The following is a 17,089-nucleotide window of genomic DNA, read 5'->3' on the forward strand; positions in this document are numbered from 1 at the left end:
AATGAAGAACTTTAGTTGGGGACACGGTGTTGTAATTGCATTATTAGCATTTATTATTTTTATATTATCCATGATGTTTCTTTTCCCAAACGGGCAAAAGAATTCTGAAATGGTAACCGATAATTATTATGAGGAGGAATTACAATATCAGGATGTAATTGATTCCAAGAAAAGGGCAGATGAACTACAGGAAAAACCTGTATACAGCCAGGACACTCATGGAATTAAAATTCACTTTCCAAAAGATTATAATAATTCAAACACTACGGTAAAATTTGTTTTAAACAGAACCGACGACCAGAATTTAGACATCAAAAAATCTGTAGAGCTTGATGGCAGTCAATCATTCATTATACCTGCACAGGTATTGAAAATGGGTAACTATACCTTAAGACTGAGCTGGACAAAAGACAAAACAGACTATAGAATGGATTATGATGTGATATGGAAATAGGACTTATTGTATCGGCTATTGCCTTAGGCTTTGCTTCCGGTTTTCACTGTATCGGAATGTGTGGGCCTATTGCTTTATCGATGGGATTAACCAAGAAACAGGCTGCTAATTTTTATCTTCAGAATCTTACTTATCAGTTTGGAAGGATTTTCACCTATTCATTATTAGGTGCGCTTCTTGGAATTATAGGACAGGGATTTGAGATGGCTGGTTTTCAAAAATACCTGACCATCACTGCCGGCGCCCTGCTTATTATTATGGCTGTATTTTCATTTGGCGGAAAAGATTTTGCCTCAAAGATTCCTTTTTTGTCCAAATTTTTATATTCAGTAAAGTCAAATTTAGGACGTCTCCTGCAAAAAGCTGATTACCGTTCGAGATTTACAACTGGAATTCTTAATGGTTTTTTACCCTGCGGAATGGTTTATATGGCTCTCACTGCAAGCCTTGCAGGCGGAGGGATATGGCAGGGAGCTTTATATATGGCTTTATTTGGGTTAGGAACCCTTCCATTCATGTTTGCCATCGTTCTGGCCGGAAACCTCATGAATCAGGCCTTCAGAACAAAAGTTTTAAAGGCGGTGCCTGTCATTATGATTATTTTGGGTGGACTTTTCATTCTCAGAGGTCTAGAACTGGGCATTCCTTATGTTTCGCCAAAAGCCGAATCCATGACTATTTCAAAAGATCCAAATGGAGCCGTTAACTGCCATTAACTAGAATTTATAATATACCATGAAGAAAGCAATCGTCTTATTATTAATAAGTCTGTTTACCCTGCAATCTTGCAACATCAATACTGAGGTACTTTATCATAAAGATGCAGCTACATCTATGATTACGGATATTGATACCAGAGAATTTATAGCAGAAATGCAAGCTATGACTCCTGATTCATCGAAGCAAGAAAAATTTAAAGACATCGATCGATTTCCAACAGTCTGGACAAGCATGTATGATCTTCTAAAGAAAGAAGGAAAACTAAAGACTGAAAATCAGGATACGATCAGACTTATAAAGAAGGTTTTTGTTAAGTCAACAAAAGAAGACCATAAACCTCTCCCTATAGGATTTTCTTTTAAAATAGATCATTTTACGTCAAATGATTTTGAGAACTTTAAAAATTTCAATAAAGCCGAAAAATTACCATTTGATCAAAATTTATTCAATAACTGGGATGGAAAAATACTAACCATTAATACTGATTTTTTCAATGTTAAAAATATTGAAGAAATCCTTCGATCTCAAGGTTCGAAAGAAGAGACAGATCATATGGAGGGAATGATGATGATGTTTTTGAAAAATATAGGAACTACTTTAAAGTTTGAAAACAAAATAAAATCTATCACAGGCAAACATGACTGGCTGAAACAGGTAGATGACTATTCAGTAAGGATAGAATACGATTTGAAAACAATGAATGATAAGGAAGCAAAGTTGAAAAATGCTGATAAAAAGATCATCATTGTAACTGAATAAAAAAGCAAAACCCACCGAAATTCGGTGGGTTTTTATTTGGAACTAAATCAAATTAGTTGATCATATCAAATCTTGCATATTCAGCAATCTTCTTAGGAAGCTTAATTCCTTCCGCAGTCTGATTGTTTTCTAGCAATGCTGCCATAATTCTTGGCAATGCCATAGCAGAACCATTCAGTGTATGAACCAACTGAGACTTACCGTCTGCTTTGTAACGGCACTTCAATCTGTTTGCCTGGAATGTCTCAAAGTTGGAAACAGAACTTACTTCAAGCCACATTTCCTGTGCTGCACTCCACACTTCGAAATCATAGGTCATAGCAGATGCAAACCCCGTATCCCCACCACAAAGTCTTAATACTCTGAATGGAAGTTCAAGATCTGTAAGAATTTCCTTGATGTGTTCTACCATTTCTTCCAGTACAGCATAAGAGTTTTCAGGTTTTTCAATTCTTACGATCTCTACTTTTTCGAATTGGTGAAGACGGTTTAAACCTCTTACATGCGCACCATAGCTTCCTGCTTCTCTTCTATAGCACTGAGAGAAAGCCGTATGTTTAATCGGAAGATCTTTCTCATCCAATAATACATCACGGTAAAGGTTCGTTACAGGAACTTCTGCAGTCGGAATCAGATATAATTTATCTTCATTGATATAATACATCTGTCCCTCTTTATCAGGTAACTGTCCTGTTCCAAAACCTGAAGCTTCATTCACTACGTGAGGCGGGTTTACTTCTGTATACCCTTTCTCAACATTTTTATCAAGGAAATACTGAACCAAGGCTCGTTGTAATCTTGCTCCTTTTCCTAGATAAACAGGAAATCCTGCTCCAGCTATTTTTACTCCTAATTCAAAATCGATAAGGTTATATTTTTTAGCCAGTTCCCAGTGAGGAATAGCTCCTTCACCAAGACCTTCAACGGTATGAGACTGGAAAATGTTCTCGTTATCATCAGCAGAAGCACCATTTTTTACCAGTTCATTTGGAATGTTAGGAAGCTGGTACAGAATATTCAATAATTCAGTTTCTTTTACTTCTAGTTGAATTTTCAATTCTGAACTCGACTCTTTGTACTGTGCTGTTTTAGATTTTGCAGATTCCGCTTCTTCTTTCTTTCCTTCCTTCATCAAAAGTCCAATTTCCTTGGAAATCTTATTGATCTCGGAAAGTTGGGAATCTAATTCAAATTGGATTCTTTTTCTTTCTTCGTCAGTAGCAATAGCTTCGTCTACCAACTCAAGATTCTTGAATTGTCTTTTTTGAAGACCTTCTAAAACGCGTTCTTTATTGTCGCGTAAAAAATTGACTTGTAACATTTTATTGAGCTGTTAAATATTAAATTTAGCCTAATATAGGCTAACAATCTTACAAATTTAAAACTATTTTGTGATAGTTACGTTATTTATAGAATTGGGAGTACCAAATTCTTTTGAAAATACAGATTTTGTATTGTATAAAACTTCAGAAACCTGAAAAAGTTCCGGCGAATTTCGGTAATGAATTTCTAAAATATCTGTAGTAACAGCCTGAGGCGTATTATTAACAGTTCTATTTAAGGTAACTGCCATCTTCGAATAATAGGTTGTACCCGCAGAATCAAATTTCTTCCTTTTTGCTCCTGCAATATATTCTATATAAAAAACAGAATCTTGTCTCATTCTTAGAGGAATCGTTGTAACAGGAGAGTTATCTTTATCCCCCAATAGATCATTCACTGAATAGCTGGTAAAAGAACCACTTTTTTTAGCATTCAACAAATCCGGATTAGTATCCGATTTCATATAGATATTCATTATCTGGTCAATTCTTTGCAGAGATTCTTCATCCTGACCACAGCTGATAACCACACAACTAAATAATAAGATATAAAGAAAAATATTTTTCATTCCAACAAAGATAAAAAGATTTTATCATTAAGGCAGTTTCCTTAAGTAGGAAAAGAAAAAAAACAGAAAACCCAAACCTGAAATAAGCAATGTTGCCGTCATGGCAATTCCCATCCCAATGGTACCGTAAACAGGAACCAATATATATGCTAATACAGCCAGAAATAAGAGCGATCCCGCACTGAGCCAAGTATTGATTTCTACTTTACCTACAGCCGGCAAAAGATTCCCGTAAAGATTTCTGGTCAGCATTCCTAGTGTAAAACCCACCGATAAAATCATGAATAATGTTGTATTCTCCGCATAAGATTCTCCAAAAAAGAAAATGATAATGTACTTTTTAAATAGATAAAAGAAAAGCAGAATTCCCAGGCAAATGGGAATGAAAAATTTATTAAAGTTCACAACATAGGACTGCAGAAACTTTTTATTCTTAAAATTCTTTGAGAGAACCGGAAAGTCACTCTGCAGAAAACTGGTCGCCAAAAAAATGATATTAGAAGGAATCAGAATAGCAGTTCTGTAATTGGCAACGGCATTCTCATTCATCATCAATCCAAGTAACAGAATATCCAATGAAAACAAAGCATCTGAAGTAAGGGATGTAAGACCAGTAAAGATACCGTATCTCCACATCTCTTTATAATTTTCAAGTTTGAATGCCCGATGCGAATAGATATCCTTCTTTAACCATACTAAAGATAAATACGGTGCAATACTGATGGCAATAAGATATCCGTAAAACTTAAAAAAATAGGTAAGAATTAAAACCAACAACAGTCCTCCGATATTCACAACATTATTGATTCTGGCAAATATCTGATTGCTGCCGGTAATTCGGTAAAATACCTGAATATGATTGAGAAAATAAAACCCTCCAAGCCTTACCGCACAGGCCATAAAAATAATGAAGATATCTTCATACTTATGAAAATAGAAAACAGAAGCACTTAGAAACAGGAGAATCAGAATGACTTCAAAAAAAATTCCTTTGAAAAAAAAATAAGATGAAATTTTTAATTTTTCCTCTTTATCAGATGAGATAGATCCGAAACGGATTAAACTCTGGCTGCTTCCAAATCCTGTAAATGGAGCAAAAATAGTTAAGACAGAAAGGACAATGCTTAAGACTCCAAATTCATTTTCAGGCAATAATCTGATAATCAGCAAAGATCCTAAAAAACTGCAGATTTTAGCAATAAGGAATGAAAAGAAAACATGATGTCCACTATTGTTAAAAAAATTTCTAAAAAAATCTTTCATGCTTTTCATTTCAACCTTATCAACGGAGCATTTAGAACTTAACAGTCTTATATTATATTTTTAAATGCCTGATTAAATTTATCTGCTATTGCCGATACTGAAAACTTTTCGACAACATATTGATGAAGTTTTTCCGGAGAATCTGCTTTATAATTTCCATTCAGCATATTCTTCATTGCTCTATAGAGTTCGTCTTTAGATTTTTCAATGATAATTCCCTGATTTTCTCCAATAATTTCAGGAATTGCTCCTACACGCGTTGCAATCACCGGAACCCCAGAAGAAAGAGATTCTAACAAAACACACGAAAAACTTTCATAATCACTGAAAAGGACAAAGCAATTGCTTTTTTTCATTTTTTCAGCAACCTCTGTATATGAAATTTCTCCAAATGTTTTGATGTAACTCTTTCCATCATACTTTTCGATAAGTCTATTTAATTGCTCTACATCCCCGTCGCCTCCAATTTGGAGTTCAAAGTTCTTAAAATCCTTTCTTAGCCTAATTGCAGCTTCTATGATAGCATCTGGGTTCTTAAGGGAAATAAGATTCGATATATGAAGAAATGTAAATGTATTGCTTTGTTTATTTTCCGGAAAAAAAAGATCTGTGTTAACCACATTTCCGATGACCTTAAAGTTTTTACCGATTTTAAGATCTTTTAAATTATCCATCAGAGTTTTACTTACAGGAAATAAGAAAGAGGCTTTCCGGGCAATATATCGTGCCGTAAGAATACTTGTAAATGAAATTTTGGATCTATTGATCTGAAGAAAACCTGACCAGTGTTCTGAAACCACAAAGGGAATCTTATATTTTTCCTTTAGATAAACCGCAAAAAGCATGGAATTATGCAATATGTTTGCATGTACCAAATCAGGCTTTTGTAACTCAAGGAAACCCTTTTGGTAAGCCTGCATCCTATTTCTAAAATTCAGTAACGGATTTTTTGAGCTTTTATAATATACAATAAGAGTTCTTATTCCGTTGATCTTCTGATCATCAAAAATAAATTCCTGATCTTGGGAGAAATCCCCAATAGCATGTAGTATTTCTACCTCATGCAAGGACGCAACGGCTTCTGCATGACGTTGTACAAAGTTGCCATTCGTAGGCTCCAACTTGTTGGGAAACCATGAGGAAATATACAGGATTTTCAATAGAGATTATTTTATGGAAGAAGCCCAGCTTTTCTCCAATGGAAGAAGGAAATGGCTTAAAAAATCCAAATAAGTATTTTTAGAAAAATCAAAAACCTCAATATCTTTTGACAATTCGCCGTTTCTTAATTTGTTCTTGAAATCAAGAAGCTTTAATGTTTTTACCTCTCCGTTTTCTACGAAACTGGCTTTCATTCTGTCAAATAATCCCAACTGATACTCTTCATCAATCTCTCTCATTACCTTCCCTAAAGCATCAATACTGCATCCTGAAGCCATCTCCTTCTCTTCATCAACACATACAATAATGAATTGATTTTTTTCAATTTTGAAGGATGATGAAAGTGGCTTTCCATGCGCAGCCCAAGTTGCAAGAAAATCAAATAGTTTTTCCGTAATAGCTTTTGCTTCTTTAGTTTCAAATGGCCTGGATGCCGGATATATAATAACTCTGTAATCGTTTGTTTCTACAACGTTTGATTCTTCAATTTTCATATCTAATCAATTTAGAGGATAAAATTACGCTTTTTTCTTCAGACAGAATGTGACTTATATCCTGTAAAGATATTCTTCCCAATTAAAGACATTCAAAAACAGCATTATAAGAATTCTCATTTCTACTTAATACTTTGGTCTGAGAATAGCCTTTTTCAACAAGTAAATGGATGAGTTCTTCTTCGCTATGATTTGAATTTTTCAGTGCTATATTGTTTATTTCTATGATAATTTTAGGTTGGTAATGGTTAAGTATCTCGTGCATACCCTGTAGTGCTGAAAATTCACCGCCTTCAATATCTATTTTAATAAGATCAATCTTTGTAATCTTTTGATTTCTAACATAATCATCCAGAATGATACTTTTTACCTTCTCTTTTGCCGTGAAATCTTCAAGATACAATGAAGCCATGCCTACATTTCCATAACTTTCGTTGTATAAAATTTCAATGTAATCATTTTTATCCGCAACAGCCAGGTGCTCAAGAGTTACATTTTTAAAATTATTAATAGAAAGATGCTGGGAAAATTTTTTATAATTAGGATTAAAGGCTTCAAAAGCGTACACATGACCATTATTTCCAATAATTCTGGATGCATTTAATGAAAATAAACCAATATTCCCGCCTACGTCTATGAAAGTATCTCCATCCTGTAAAACAGAGTATAGATAATCTATTTCGTTCTTTTCATAGTCTCCAACAAAATAAAGTTGTTGCTGAATCCAGTCATCAAGATCTAAATTAAGGATAATATTACCTCGGTAAACAATGCTTTTCTTTACTCCATTAAAAAGATGATAAGGGTTAAAGATATATTTATGAAAGGCAAAAAACTTTTGTCTGAAAAAAGGGAAACCTATGATGAATTTAAAAAATGAAGCTAAAAGACTTCCCATACTCGTTTTATCTGACTGCAATTTACAGCATTTTGAATAAAAAAACAAAACCAGGGATTCTTCCTGAACTGTATGATTTGATGTTATACATCTTCGTTTACATTCTTGAAATGTCTAGATATTATATCATATTCATTTCTTAAGCCATACAATCATTTAATTTTTAATAGTATAATATTTTTGACTCAATGCATGGAGCATCATAATGAAAAGCGGAAAAATAAACGGAAAGAATAGTCTCAATGCTGCCGTGTGCGGAAAGAAAAAGAATTTGATATACACATTCACCAGGAAAAGTACTGAAATCATTCTTACCCATGCATCTTTGGAACACCAAAATACTATTGTAATCATGATGATTACAGACAGAGTCACTTTTTTAAAGTAGATCATCCTGATATAAATAACACTCAGATAGTCTCTTACGCTTACTTCAATAGGATGGGTGGAAATAAAAGGTCTTCTGTCGATAAAAGTATCGTAAAAAACGTCTTTCCAACCGGGATAATGGTAAAATTTAATAATTGCCAGATATATCAGCAGAAGTACTGCACCCTGTGCAATAAGGGAAAAATCAATCTTCTTTTCTTTAAAATAGTAAAAGAAGAAAACGGCAATAATATAAGTCAGGGTAAATGTAATATAGTCCGGACGTATAAAGGTGATGGCAAACAGAAGTACAAACATCCCCCATTTGTTCCATTTTTTGATCAAACCGATGATAAAAATCAGGATAAACTGAAAAATAAACATATCCGGTGTCGAAATTCTCGCCATATCCGTCATGGGCGGCAAAAGCATGGCTGCAACCGTTAGTCCTATTGCAAACCAATATTTCTTCGGAAATAGGAGTTTGAGAATATAAAATAATAGTAACCCTGAAAAAAAATAAGAAATAAGACTGGTAAACAATACTGCCATTGGAGAGGAAAGTCCCAACTTATAAAAGAGAGTTATTACAAGAATATATCCTACTTTGATTTGAAAATAGGGTAATTGTTCTGTAAAAGATTGTGTGTTTTTTACGAAATACTGCCTTGGAATGTTCCACTGCTTTATGCCGATGATATCTGTATACTGGTCTGCAGGTGCTTCTTTTTTTATTTCATCGTAAGTTATAATTCGAACTTTATCTTGTGAATTCGGGAACTCAGAAGTATACATACTTCCTAAATATCCCGGCATATCCCAGTTATATACTCTGTTTTGGTAATTCCAGAATGTAAGAGCAGCAAGTATCGAAATAATAAATAAAAAGGAGAGTTTCAATTCTACCTTCATAAACCTGTATAAGATTACAATTATAAATCGTCTGCTTCTGCAAGAAGTTCCACAATATCTTTTACGGCAACTTCCGTATTTTTGTTGAAGTGCTTTACTCCGTCTGTCATCATTGTATTACAGAATGGGCATCCTGTCGCAATCACCTTTGGTTCAAAAGATAGAGCTTCTTCTGTTCTTTCAATATTAATGTCTTTATTTCCTTTTTCAGGCTCTTTAAACATCTGTGCACCCCCTGCTCCACAGCAAAGTCCATTTGTTTTGCAACGCTTCATTTCTACAAGCTCTGCATCCAATTTCTCAAGAAGCATTCTTGGAGCTTCATATTCATCATTGGCACGTCCCAGGTAGCATGGATCATGGAAAGTAATTTTTTTCCCTTTGAACGCTCCTCCTTCAATTTTTAATCTTCCTTCTTCCATTAAGGTTTTAAGGAATTGGGTATGGTGAACCACATCAAAGTGACCTCCAAGGCTTGGATACTCATTTTTAAGAGTATTGAAACAGTGTGGGCATGCTGTTACAATTTTTTTTACTTCGTAAGCATTCAGAACTTCAATATTGGTAAGAGCCATCATTTGAAAAACAAACTCATTACCAGCTCTTTTTGCAGGATCTCCGGTACAGCTTTCTTCCTGTCCTAAAACAGCAAATTCAACACCTATTTTATTCAATATCTTACAAAATGCTTTTGTAATTTTTTTAGCACGGTCATCAAAACTTCCCGCACATCCAACCCAAAATAAAACTTCCGGGGATTTTCCTTCGGCAGCATATTCTGCCATTGTTTTTATATTGAAATCCATTTCTTTTTCCAATTTGAAAATGTGAGAATTTGGAAATTTGAAAATAGCTATAATCAGTTTTCAAATTTTCAAATCAATTAGTTTTTAATTTTCTGAAGCCCAGTTCAGACGGTCAGCCTGGTTATACTGCCAAGGAGCTGCATTATTCTCCACATTCGTCATCATCAGATTCAATTCCTGTGGAGCAGCAGACTGTTCCATGACCAGGAATCTTCTCATTTCAAAGATAATGGAAAGTGGGTCTAATAATACAGGGCAAGCTTCTGTACATGCATTACATGTAGTACAAGCCCAAAGTTCTTCTTTAGTGATATAGTCATTCAAGAGCTTTTTGCCGTCATCTACAAATTCACCGTTTTTATCAATATTCTTTCCTACCTCTTCCAATCTGTCTCTGGTCTTCATTAAAATCAATCTCGGAGACAGTTTTTTACCTGTAATATTAGCAGGACAAACAGAAGTACAACGTCCGCATTCCGTACAAGAATACGCATTTAGCAATTGTACCTGATTAAGATCAAAAATATCTTCCGCCCCAAACTTAGAAGGAACATCTGCTTCAGCTCCCTCTGCTGGTGCAGCATAAGGATCTGCATTAGGATCCATCATCAATTTGATTTCTTTTGTTACAGAATCAAGGTTGTTGAATTTTCCTTTTTTATCAAGATTCGCATACCAAGTACTTGGGAATGCTAAAATAATGTGTAAATGCTTTGAATAGTAAAGGTAGTTCATGAAGAAAAGGATTCCTACAAAATGGAACCACCAAGCGCCTTTTTCTGTAAAGTGTAAAAATCCATCACCGAAATTACTAAAAACAGGACCTAAAATAGAAGAACTAATCGGGAAGCTTCCAAGCGCCGGTAATACACCCCTTTGCTGTAGCACCCAATCAGCAGCATTCATTTTAAAGAACGCCATCATTAAAGCAAATTCAATGATAAGAATCCAGTTGGCATCTTGTTTTGGCCATCCAAAAAGTTCTTTCATGGTTAATCTCTTTACTCCATAAAAGTTTCTTCTGATGAAGAAAACCACGACTCCGATAACAACAAGAAGTGCCAGAATTTCTAACGTTGCAGTAAAGAAACTATAGAATCCGTTTCCGAAAACTGAAACCAGGAAACGATGAGTTCCAAAAAGTCCATCAACAATAATTTCAATAAGTTCTATATTGATAATCACAAAACCTACGTACACGAAAAGGTGTAAAACACCAGCAATAGGACGTTTCACCATCTTGCTTTGCCCCATAGCTACTCTTGCCATGGTACTCCAGCGTTCAGATTTTCTGTCGGTTCTATTGATCTCGTGACCAAGTCTAATATTTCTATAGATCTTCAGCAGACTTTTGGCAAACAGTCCAAATCCCGCTACTAATAAAATCAGGAAAATAATGTTATCGATGTACTGCATAAGGCGTATTAGTCTTTGTTATTTTTACCGAAAACCGAGAAATTGATATATCTCTTAGGATTCGCTTTCATATCCTCGATTAATGTATTCAGGTTGGAAGAGGCTGAATTCAGATTATTGTATAACTGATCATCTTTCATTAGTTTACCTAAACTTCCTTCTCCTTTATCTATTCCGCCAATCACCTGATTCAATTTGCCTACAGTAGCATCCAAATTAGCAATAGTTGCGTTCAACTGTTTCGTATCAATACTCTGGGCCAGATTTCCATATTTATCCAGGGTCACTTTTCCACTTTGCATTGTTAGACTTGCATCATCCAATACTTTTTGAAGTTTTGGATCGTTATGACCTACAAGACTGTTTACATTTCCTGCAGTGGTCTGAAGTGCTCCTACTGTTTTGTTAAGGTTGGATAATAGAGCTTTTACTTCAGCTCTGTTTTGTGCATCTACGAGCAGATTGGCATTTGCCATTAAAGAGTCTACTCTGTGGAGAACCACCTGCAATTGATCTTTCACCGGACCCACCTGTGAAGAAAGGCTTCCCAGCGTTCCCAGCTTGAAAGCTCCTTTCAGAGTATCTCCATCTTTTGCTGTAGCACCGCCATACATCAGGTTTACTCTCATTTCTTTACCGGACATTAATCCCGGTTCAAAGATTTCCAGTGTTGAGTTTTTTGAAAATTCAAATTTGTTATCAACCGTAATTTTTACGACAAAACTGATTTTACCATCCTTTGCTGTTTGGGGTAAGATCTTATCAACCTGGCCTACTTTAAGACCATTAATAGACACTGCTGAAGATTGCGCAAGGCCTTCTACATTGTCATATTTTGCGTAAAATATATTGTCGGTAGTAAAAAGGCTTTTCCCTTTCATAAATTGAAACAACACCACAAAGCCTACAACAGCTAGAAGTGCAATCACACCAGCTTTTAATTCTTTACTGAACTTCACTTGCTAATTTTTTTCTAATAAGCAAATATAGTACATTTTAAATAAATCTTTTCCTTTATTGTTCTGCGTTAAATACAAAAAAAAGCGACAAAAAAATTGTCGCTTTTATATTGATAGATATGAATCTCTTATTGTTGCTGATTTCCCAGCTTGTTCCAGATCTCGATTCTGTAGTCCTGGATATCTGCGTTATCCTGAAGACTCTTTAACCAAGCCTGTCCGAACATTCCGGCATTTCTCTGAGAAATAGACTCTGTGAATTGCTTAAGATCACCAGGTTGTTTGTTTACCGTTTCTGATTTTTTAATCAATACATAAACACCTGTTCCACCTTCAATCGGGTTAGAAAGCTTGCCTTTTGCAACACCAAATGCTGCTCCAGCCACTTTAGGCTCCATAGCTCCAGCTACTGAAGGATTTAATAGATTTACCTGAGCAGTTTGTTTTGTTGTAGCAAATAATGCAGCAATCTGATCTAAACCTGAAGCTTTCGCTCCTGCAATTTTATCAGAAATTTGTTTTGCAGCCAATTTATTTTTAACAATTACTTCAATCTGATCTCTTACAGATTCTGGATCAGCAAGACCTGCTTCCTGTTTTCCGTTTAGGAATACAACAATTTTATCTCCTGTTCCATCTACGTTAAATAATTCAGTATCTCCTTTAGATCTTTTCTTATCAAAAGCCCAAGTAAGGATCTCACCATCTTTCTCAGTACCTAATCCTTGAAGTTGGCCTTCGAATCTCTTCGCCGCTTTAGGATTAGTGAATTGGAAGTTTCCTTTCTTAGCAATGTTCACAAAATCGTTGAAAGATTTCCCTTGAACCTGCTGAATGAATTTTCTAGCGTTTTTATCTGTTTCAGCTTCTGTAGCATCTGAAGGCTTAATCTCTTTTACAAGATTTGCCACCTTATACCCCATTGATCCAGATTTTTTATCTTCGATATTGATAATGTGGTAACCAAACTGAGTTTCCACAACGCCTGTTGCTCCTTTAGGATTATTTGCCAAATAAGTAAGAAACTCTGGAACGAAAGGTGTTTCCGGAGTTGTCCAGCCAAGGCTACCTCCTTGTGCAGCAGAGTTTGGATCACTTGAAAGTTTAAGGAACTCTGTAAATTTAGCAGGTGTTGCTTTTACGATAGCTCCGATAGAGTCTGCTAATTTCTTAGCCTGCTCTTTAGATCTTGATACCCCATCTCCTGCAGGGCTTCCTTTGAAAGCAATCAGAATATGTCTTGACAATGTAGAATCTGAAGTCTTCTTACCTACAAGCTTAGAAACTACGTAGAAATTTTGTTCTTTATATGGACCAAAAGTTTGTCCTACCGCAGCTGTTGCGATCTGACCTTGTATTGTAGCAGGCAATTGTGTAGGCTTTACATACTGAGGATTGAAAGGCGAATCTGAATTTGCCATTACAAACATAGAGTCATTCTTCGTATTCTGGAAGTTTTCAGCACCTCCACTCGCATCTGTACCTCCTGAGTATAATTTTGTAATTTCCTTTAAAGCGGCTGCATCATCTGCTGCACTTGGCTTAGAAGGGAAAAATACAATACCTAAGTTTCTGCTAGGCTCAGCTTTGAACATTACCGGGTGCTGCTTGATGTAGTTGGCAAGATCTTCTGTAGTAACATTGATCTTTGTTTTTTGAAGATAAGCTGCATAGTCTACCTTTACAAAGTCGATGTCAGCAAGCTGATCTCTTTCTTTCATCAATTCTTCAGCTTCTTTCTTACCGGTAGTAATACCCGCTGAAACATTGGTAAACACCTGTCTTGCCATCAGTCTGTACTCAATTGATTTTCTAGTTTTCAACCATTGAGCATATCCCTGAGGGTTCGTGTTTTGTAATGTTTCAATTTCTTTTTTAAGGTCTTGAGTTTTAAAGTTCCCCTTCTCATCAAAAAACTGCTGATTTTGAGCGAACATCTGATCATACTGGATTTGATTCCAGAAATAGTCATCATTCATTTCAAAGCCCAATTTCTCAAACTGTTGTTTGATAAGTTTAGATTGAACAAGTAACTGCCAAGCCTGTTCTTCAAGACCGTTCTTTGGGCGCCCCTGTTGTTCAGCCTGTTGCTGCAGCACGAAAAGCTGATCATTGAACTCTTCGCGGGTGATTTTCTCACCATTTACTTTTCCTAAAACGTCAGGATTCTTACCAAAAACCTTGTCGATACTGTCTGGGTTCACCAAGAACGCCAAAAGCGCTAGGGCTATTACTCCCATTAAAAGCCAAGGCTTACTCCTAATCTGTCCTAAAATTGCCATTTTATAAATTATAGTTTTTTATCAGTTTGCGAAAATACACATTTTTAAGAAATTAGAGAAGCAGAAGTTCTTTATTTTAATTTTAAATCCTAAAGATTATGTAAAAAAGGAAATTTTGACCATATTTTTTAGCAAAAAACAAATGGCATAAGTATTGTGCAATCTAATACATTATAATATACCACACGTTTTCAGGGCATATTATAAAAAAATCCATCTAACGATTAAAAACGAAAATGACAATTTGTCATTCGATCTATTATGACAGAATTTGAAGATATAAGTTTAGAAGAAATGATCAGCGACGGTTTTGATATTGTTACTGAAGAAATCAATCTTTCCGATTTTGGAGAGACTGAAAAGAATTCCGAACAGAAAATATTCCCAATACTTCCCGTAAGAAATATGGTAATGTTCCCGAATGTGGTAATTCCCATTACTGCAGGAAGGAAAACATCTATACAACTCCTTGAGGAAGCACAGAAAAACGGAGATTTTATTGGAATTGTTAGCCAAAAGAATTCTGATCTTGAACAACCTACTGAAAAGGATATTTACACAACCGGTACATTAGCAAAGATCATTAAGATTATAAAACTACCTGAAGGTAACATCACAGCGATCACCAAAGGTTTCCATAGATTTAAAATCAAGAAAATTGTTGACAACCAGCCTTATTTCAAAGCTGAAATAACAAAATTAAAGGACAATACCCCTAAAAATCAGGAGGAATATGAAGCATTACTGGAAAATATCAAAGATCTTGCTTTAAAAATTATTGAGCTGGATCCTAATATTCCTAATGCGGCCAATTTCGCCATCAAAAACATCAACAACAATGATGATCTGCTGAACTTCATCTGTACCAACGCCAACTTCCCATCTCTGGAAAAGCAAAGGCTGCTGGAAGAAAAAAGTATGATGGAGAGAGCCAATAAATGTTATGAAATGATGCATGAGGATTTCAGAAAGCTGGAATTGAGAAATCAGATCCACCAAAAAACCTCAAAAGATCTTGATAAACAGCAAAGAGAGTATTTTCTGAACCAACAGATCAGAACAATCCAGGAAGAACTAGGTGGCGGCCCCGAAAGTGATATAGCAGATCTTATCGCTAAAGCAAGAACAAAGAAGTGGAGCCAGGAAGTTGAAGATCATTTCCAAAAGGAGATTGGCAGATTGCAAAGACAAAATCCTAATTCTCCAGATTATAATGTCCAGAGAAATTACCTTGATTTCTTTACGGATCTTCCTTGGGAAACCTATACTAAAGATATTTTTGATATTGCGAAGGCTGAAAAAGTGTTAGATAAAGCACATTTTGGACTTGAAGATATTAAGAAAAGAATTTTGGAGCACATGGCTGTTTTAAAATTAAAAAACAACATGAAGTCTCCTATCTTATTACTAGTGGGGCCTCCGGGAGTGGGTAAGACCTCGTTGGGTAAGTCTATTGCAGATTCTTTAGGCAGAAAATACGTAAGATTATCTTTAGGCGGACTTCATGATGAAAGTGAAATTCGTGGACATAGAAAGACCTATATTGGTGCGATGGCCGGAAGAATTCTTCAGTCTATCAAAAAGTCCGGAACCTCTAATCCAGTAATTGTTCTGGATGAGATTGATAAAATTGCTCAGGGACTTCACGGGGACCCTAGCTCTGCATTACTAGAAGTTCTTGATCCTGAACAAAATAAATCTTTCTATGACAACTTCCTTGAAATGGGATATGATCTATCGAAAGTAATGTTTATCGCAACAGCAAATTCCCTTTCAACAATCCAAACTCCACTTTTGGATAGAACGGAAATCATTCAGATTGCCGGATATACCTTAGAGGAAAAAATTGAGATTGCAAAAAGACATTTAATTAAGAAACAGCAGGAAGAGAATGGTCTGGATACCAAATCTTTCAAACTTGGAAATGCTGAACTTAAACATATTATTGAGGCTCATACCTCTGAAAGTGGAGTAAGAACCTTAGAGAAAAGAATTGCTTCTGTTGCAAGATGGGTAGCACTACAGACTGCTTTGGTAAAAGAGTATGATCCAAAGATTTCACTGGAAAAAGTAGATGAAATTCTTGGAGTTCCAAGACCGAAAAGCTTATCTGAAATTACAGGAGTTCCCGGTGTAGTGACAGGGCTTGCCTGGACAAGTGTGGGTGGAGACATTCTATATATTGAAAGTATTCTTAGCAACGGAAAAGGAGCTTTAACGATGACTGGAAACCTGGGAACTGTAATGAAAGAATCCGCTACTATTGCATTAGAATATATTAAAGCTAAACATGATGAATTAGGAATTGCTCAGGAAGATTTGGATAAGAAAAACATTCACGTTCACGTTCCTGAAGGGGCTACTCCTAAAGATGGTCCTTCGGCTGGTATTGCCATGCTGACTTCAATGGTTTCTTCTTTTAAAAACAAAAAGATCAAACCTCACCTTGCCATGACAGGAGAAATTACTTTAAGAGGAAAAGTACTTCCTGTAGGCGGAATCAAAGAAAAGCTTCTTGCCGCAACCAGAGCAGGAGTAAAAGATGTTATTCTTTGTGAGGCAAACAGAAAAGATGTGGAGGAAATCAAAAAAGATTATTTAAAAAATCTGAAAGTACACTATGTCAATAGAATGGAAGAAGTCATTGACATTGCTATTGAAAAATAAAAACAATTTATTTACATATTAACTTCTCAATAAGAAAC

At 35.4% G+C, this 17,089-nt stretch carries 15 protein-coding genes; 4 read left to right on the forward strand and 11 right to left on the reverse strand.

Translation table 11 applies throughout. The features are described 5' to 3' along the window. Window position 1 precedes the first annotated feature (1 nt). The 3 genes from EL260_RS24800 to EL260_RS24810 are packed head-to-tail and all read left to right on the forward strand — an operon-like array spanning window position 2 to window position 1,933. On the forward strand, window positions 2-454 hold the full coding sequence (locus EL260_RS24800; protein WP_123858182.1) for a FixH family protein: 453 nt from the start codon (window positions 2-4) through the stop codon (window positions 452-454). Next, window positions 445-1,170: a sulfite exporter TauE/SafE family protein gene (locus EL260_RS24805; protein ID WP_123858183.1), complete on the forward strand. Its 726-nt coding sequence runs from the start codon at window positions 445-447 to the stop codon at window positions 1,168-1,170. Before EL260_RS24800 ends, EL260_RS24805 begins: the two co-directional genes overlap by 10 nt. A gap of 19 nt (window positions 1,171-1,189) precedes the next feature. Continuing rightward, entirely contained in the window at window positions 1,190-1,933 is a 744-nt protein-coding gene (locus tag EL260_RS24810; protein WP_123858184.1) for a hypothetical protein, read from the forward strand. A 52-nt stretch (window positions 1,934-1,985) separates the two neighbouring features. Here EL260_RS24810 and serS read toward each other — a convergent pair whose 3' ends face one another. From serS to EL260_RS24865, 11 genes are all read right to left on the reverse strand, one after another. Continuing rightward, the gene (gene serS / locus EL260_RS24815) at window positions 1,986-3,254 is read right to left on the reverse strand and encodes a serine--tRNA ligase (protein WP_123858185.1); all 1,269 of its coding nucleotides are present in this window, start codon (window positions 3,252-3,254) and stop codon (window positions 1,986-1,988) included. 63 nt (window positions 3,255-3,317) lie between these two features. Further along, entirely contained in the window at window positions 3,318-3,824 is a 507-nt protein-coding gene (locus tag EL260_RS24820; RefSeq protein ID WP_123858186.1) for a hypothetical protein, read from the reverse strand. Window positions 3,825-3,851: 27 nt separating this feature from the next. After that, entirely contained in the window at window positions 3,852-5,087 is a 1,236-nt protein-coding gene (locus EL260_RS24825) for an oligosaccharide flippase family protein (protein WP_164466575.1), read from the reverse strand. Window positions 5,088-5,134: 47 nt separating this feature from the next. After that, complete coding sequence (locus EL260_RS24830; protein WP_123858188.1) at window positions 5,135-6,247, reverse strand: glycosyltransferase; 1,113 nt, start codon at window positions 6,245-6,247, stop codon at window positions 5,135-5,137. A 6-nt stretch (window positions 6,248-6,253) separates the two neighbouring features. Continuing rightward, on the reverse strand, window positions 6,254-6,742 hold the full coding sequence (locus EL260_RS24835) for a hypothetical protein (RefSeq protein WP_123858189.1): 489 nt from the start codon (window positions 6,740-6,742) through the stop codon (window positions 6,254-6,256). A gap of 82 nt (window positions 6,743-6,824) precedes the next feature. Then, window positions 6,825-7,661: an FkbM family methyltransferase gene (locus EL260_RS24840; RefSeq protein WP_123858190.1), complete on the reverse strand. Its 837-nt coding sequence runs from the start codon at window positions 7,659-7,661 to the stop codon at window positions 6,825-6,827. A gap of 135 nt (window positions 7,662-7,796) precedes the next feature. Then, window positions 7,797-8,921: a hypothetical protein gene (locus EL260_RS24845; RefSeq protein ID WP_123858191.1), complete on the reverse strand. Its 1,125-nt coding sequence runs from the start codon at window positions 8,919-8,921 to the stop codon at window positions 7,797-7,799. 20 nt (window positions 8,922-8,941) lie between these two features. Next, the gene (locus EL260_RS24850; RefSeq protein WP_123858192.1) at window positions 8,942-9,727 is read right to left on the reverse strand and encodes a (Fe-S)-binding protein; all 786 of its coding nucleotides are present in this window, start codon (window positions 9,725-9,727) and stop codon (window positions 8,942-8,944) included. Window positions 9,728-9,811: 84 nt separating this feature from the next. Continuing rightward, on the reverse strand, window positions 9,812-11,143 hold the full coding sequence (locus EL260_RS24855; protein WP_123858193.1) for a (Fe-S)-binding protein: 1,332 nt from the start codon (window positions 11,141-11,143) through the stop codon (window positions 9,812-9,814). A gap of 8 nt (window positions 11,144-11,151) precedes the next feature. Continuing rightward, complete coding sequence (locus EL260_RS24860) at window positions 11,152-12,102, reverse strand: MlaD family protein (protein WP_123858194.1); 951 nt, start codon at window positions 12,100-12,102, stop codon at window positions 11,152-11,154. A 128-nt stretch (window positions 12,103-12,230) separates the two neighbouring features. Continuing rightward, window positions 12,231-14,384, reverse strand: a complete 2,154-nt coding sequence (locus EL260_RS24865) for a peptidylprolyl isomerase (RefSeq protein WP_123858195.1) — start codon at window positions 14,382-14,384, stop codon at window positions 12,231-12,233. A gap of 261 nt (window positions 14,385-14,645) precedes the next feature. Between EL260_RS24865 and lon the strand changes: the two genes are divergently transcribed. After that, window positions 14,646-17,051 carry an endopeptidase La gene (lon, locus tag EL260_RS24870; RefSeq protein WP_123858196.1) on the forward strand — a complete coding sequence of 802 codons (2,406 nt, stop codon included), beginning with the start codon at window positions 14,646-14,648 and terminating at the stop codon, window positions 17,049-17,051. Window positions 17,052-17,089 lie beyond the last annotated feature (38 nt).

The sequence above is a fragment of the Chryseobacterium nakagawai genome (assembly GCF_900637665.1).
GTDB lineage: Bacteria > Bacteroidota > Bacteroidia > Flavobacteriales > Weeksellaceae > Chryseobacterium > Chryseobacterium nakagawai.

What these genes read in the sequence shown, in the direction of transcription:
- EL260_RS24800 (WP_123858182.1), top strand. Translation starts at nt 2, where the DNA reads ATGAAGAACTTTAGTTGGGGACACGGTGTTGTAATTGCATTATTAGCA.
- EL260_RS24805 (WP_123858183.1), top strand. Translation starts at nt 445, where the DNA reads ATGGAAATAGGACTTATTGTATCGGCTATTGCCTTAGGCTTTGCTTCC.
- EL260_RS24810 (WP_123858184.1), top strand. Translation starts at nt 1,190, where the DNA reads ATGAAGAAAGCAATCGTCTTATTATTAATAAGTCTGTTTACCCTGCAA.
- serS (WP_123858185.1), bottom strand. Translation starts at nt 3,254, where the DNA reads ATGTTACAAGTCAATTTTTTACGCGACAATAAAGAACGCGTTTTAGAA.
- EL260_RS24820 (WP_123858186.1), bottom strand. Translation starts at nt 3,824, where the DNA reads ATGAAAAATATTTTTCTTTATATCTTATTATTTAGTTGTGTGGTTATC.
- EL260_RS24825 (WP_164466575.1), bottom strand. Translation starts at nt 5,087, where the DNA reads ATGAAAGATTTTTTTAGAAATTTTTTTAACAATAGTGGACATCATGTT.
- EL260_RS24835 (WP_123858189.1), bottom strand. Translation starts at nt 6,742, where the DNA reads ATGAAAATTGAAGAATCAAACGTTGTAGAAACAAACGATTACAGAGTT.
- EL260_RS24845 (WP_123858191.1), bottom strand. Translation starts at nt 8,921, where the DNA reads ATGAAGGTAGAATTGAAACTCTCCTTTTTATTTATTATTTCGATACTT.
- EL260_RS24850 (WP_123858192.1), bottom strand. Translation starts at nt 9,727, where the DNA reads ATGGATTTCAATATAAAAACAATGGCAGAATATGCTGCCGAAGGAAAA.
- EL260_RS24855 (WP_123858193.1), bottom strand. Translation starts at nt 11,143, where the DNA reads ATGCAGTACATCGATAACATTATTTTCCTGATTTTATTAGTAGCGGGA.
- EL260_RS24865 (WP_123858195.1), bottom strand. Translation starts at nt 14,384, where the DNA reads ATGGCAATTTTAGGACAGATTAGGAGTAAGCCTTGGCTTTTAATGGGA.
- lon (WP_123858196.1), top strand. Translation starts at nt 14,646, where the DNA reads ATGACAGAATTTGAAGATATAAGTTTAGAAGAAATGATCAGCGACGGT.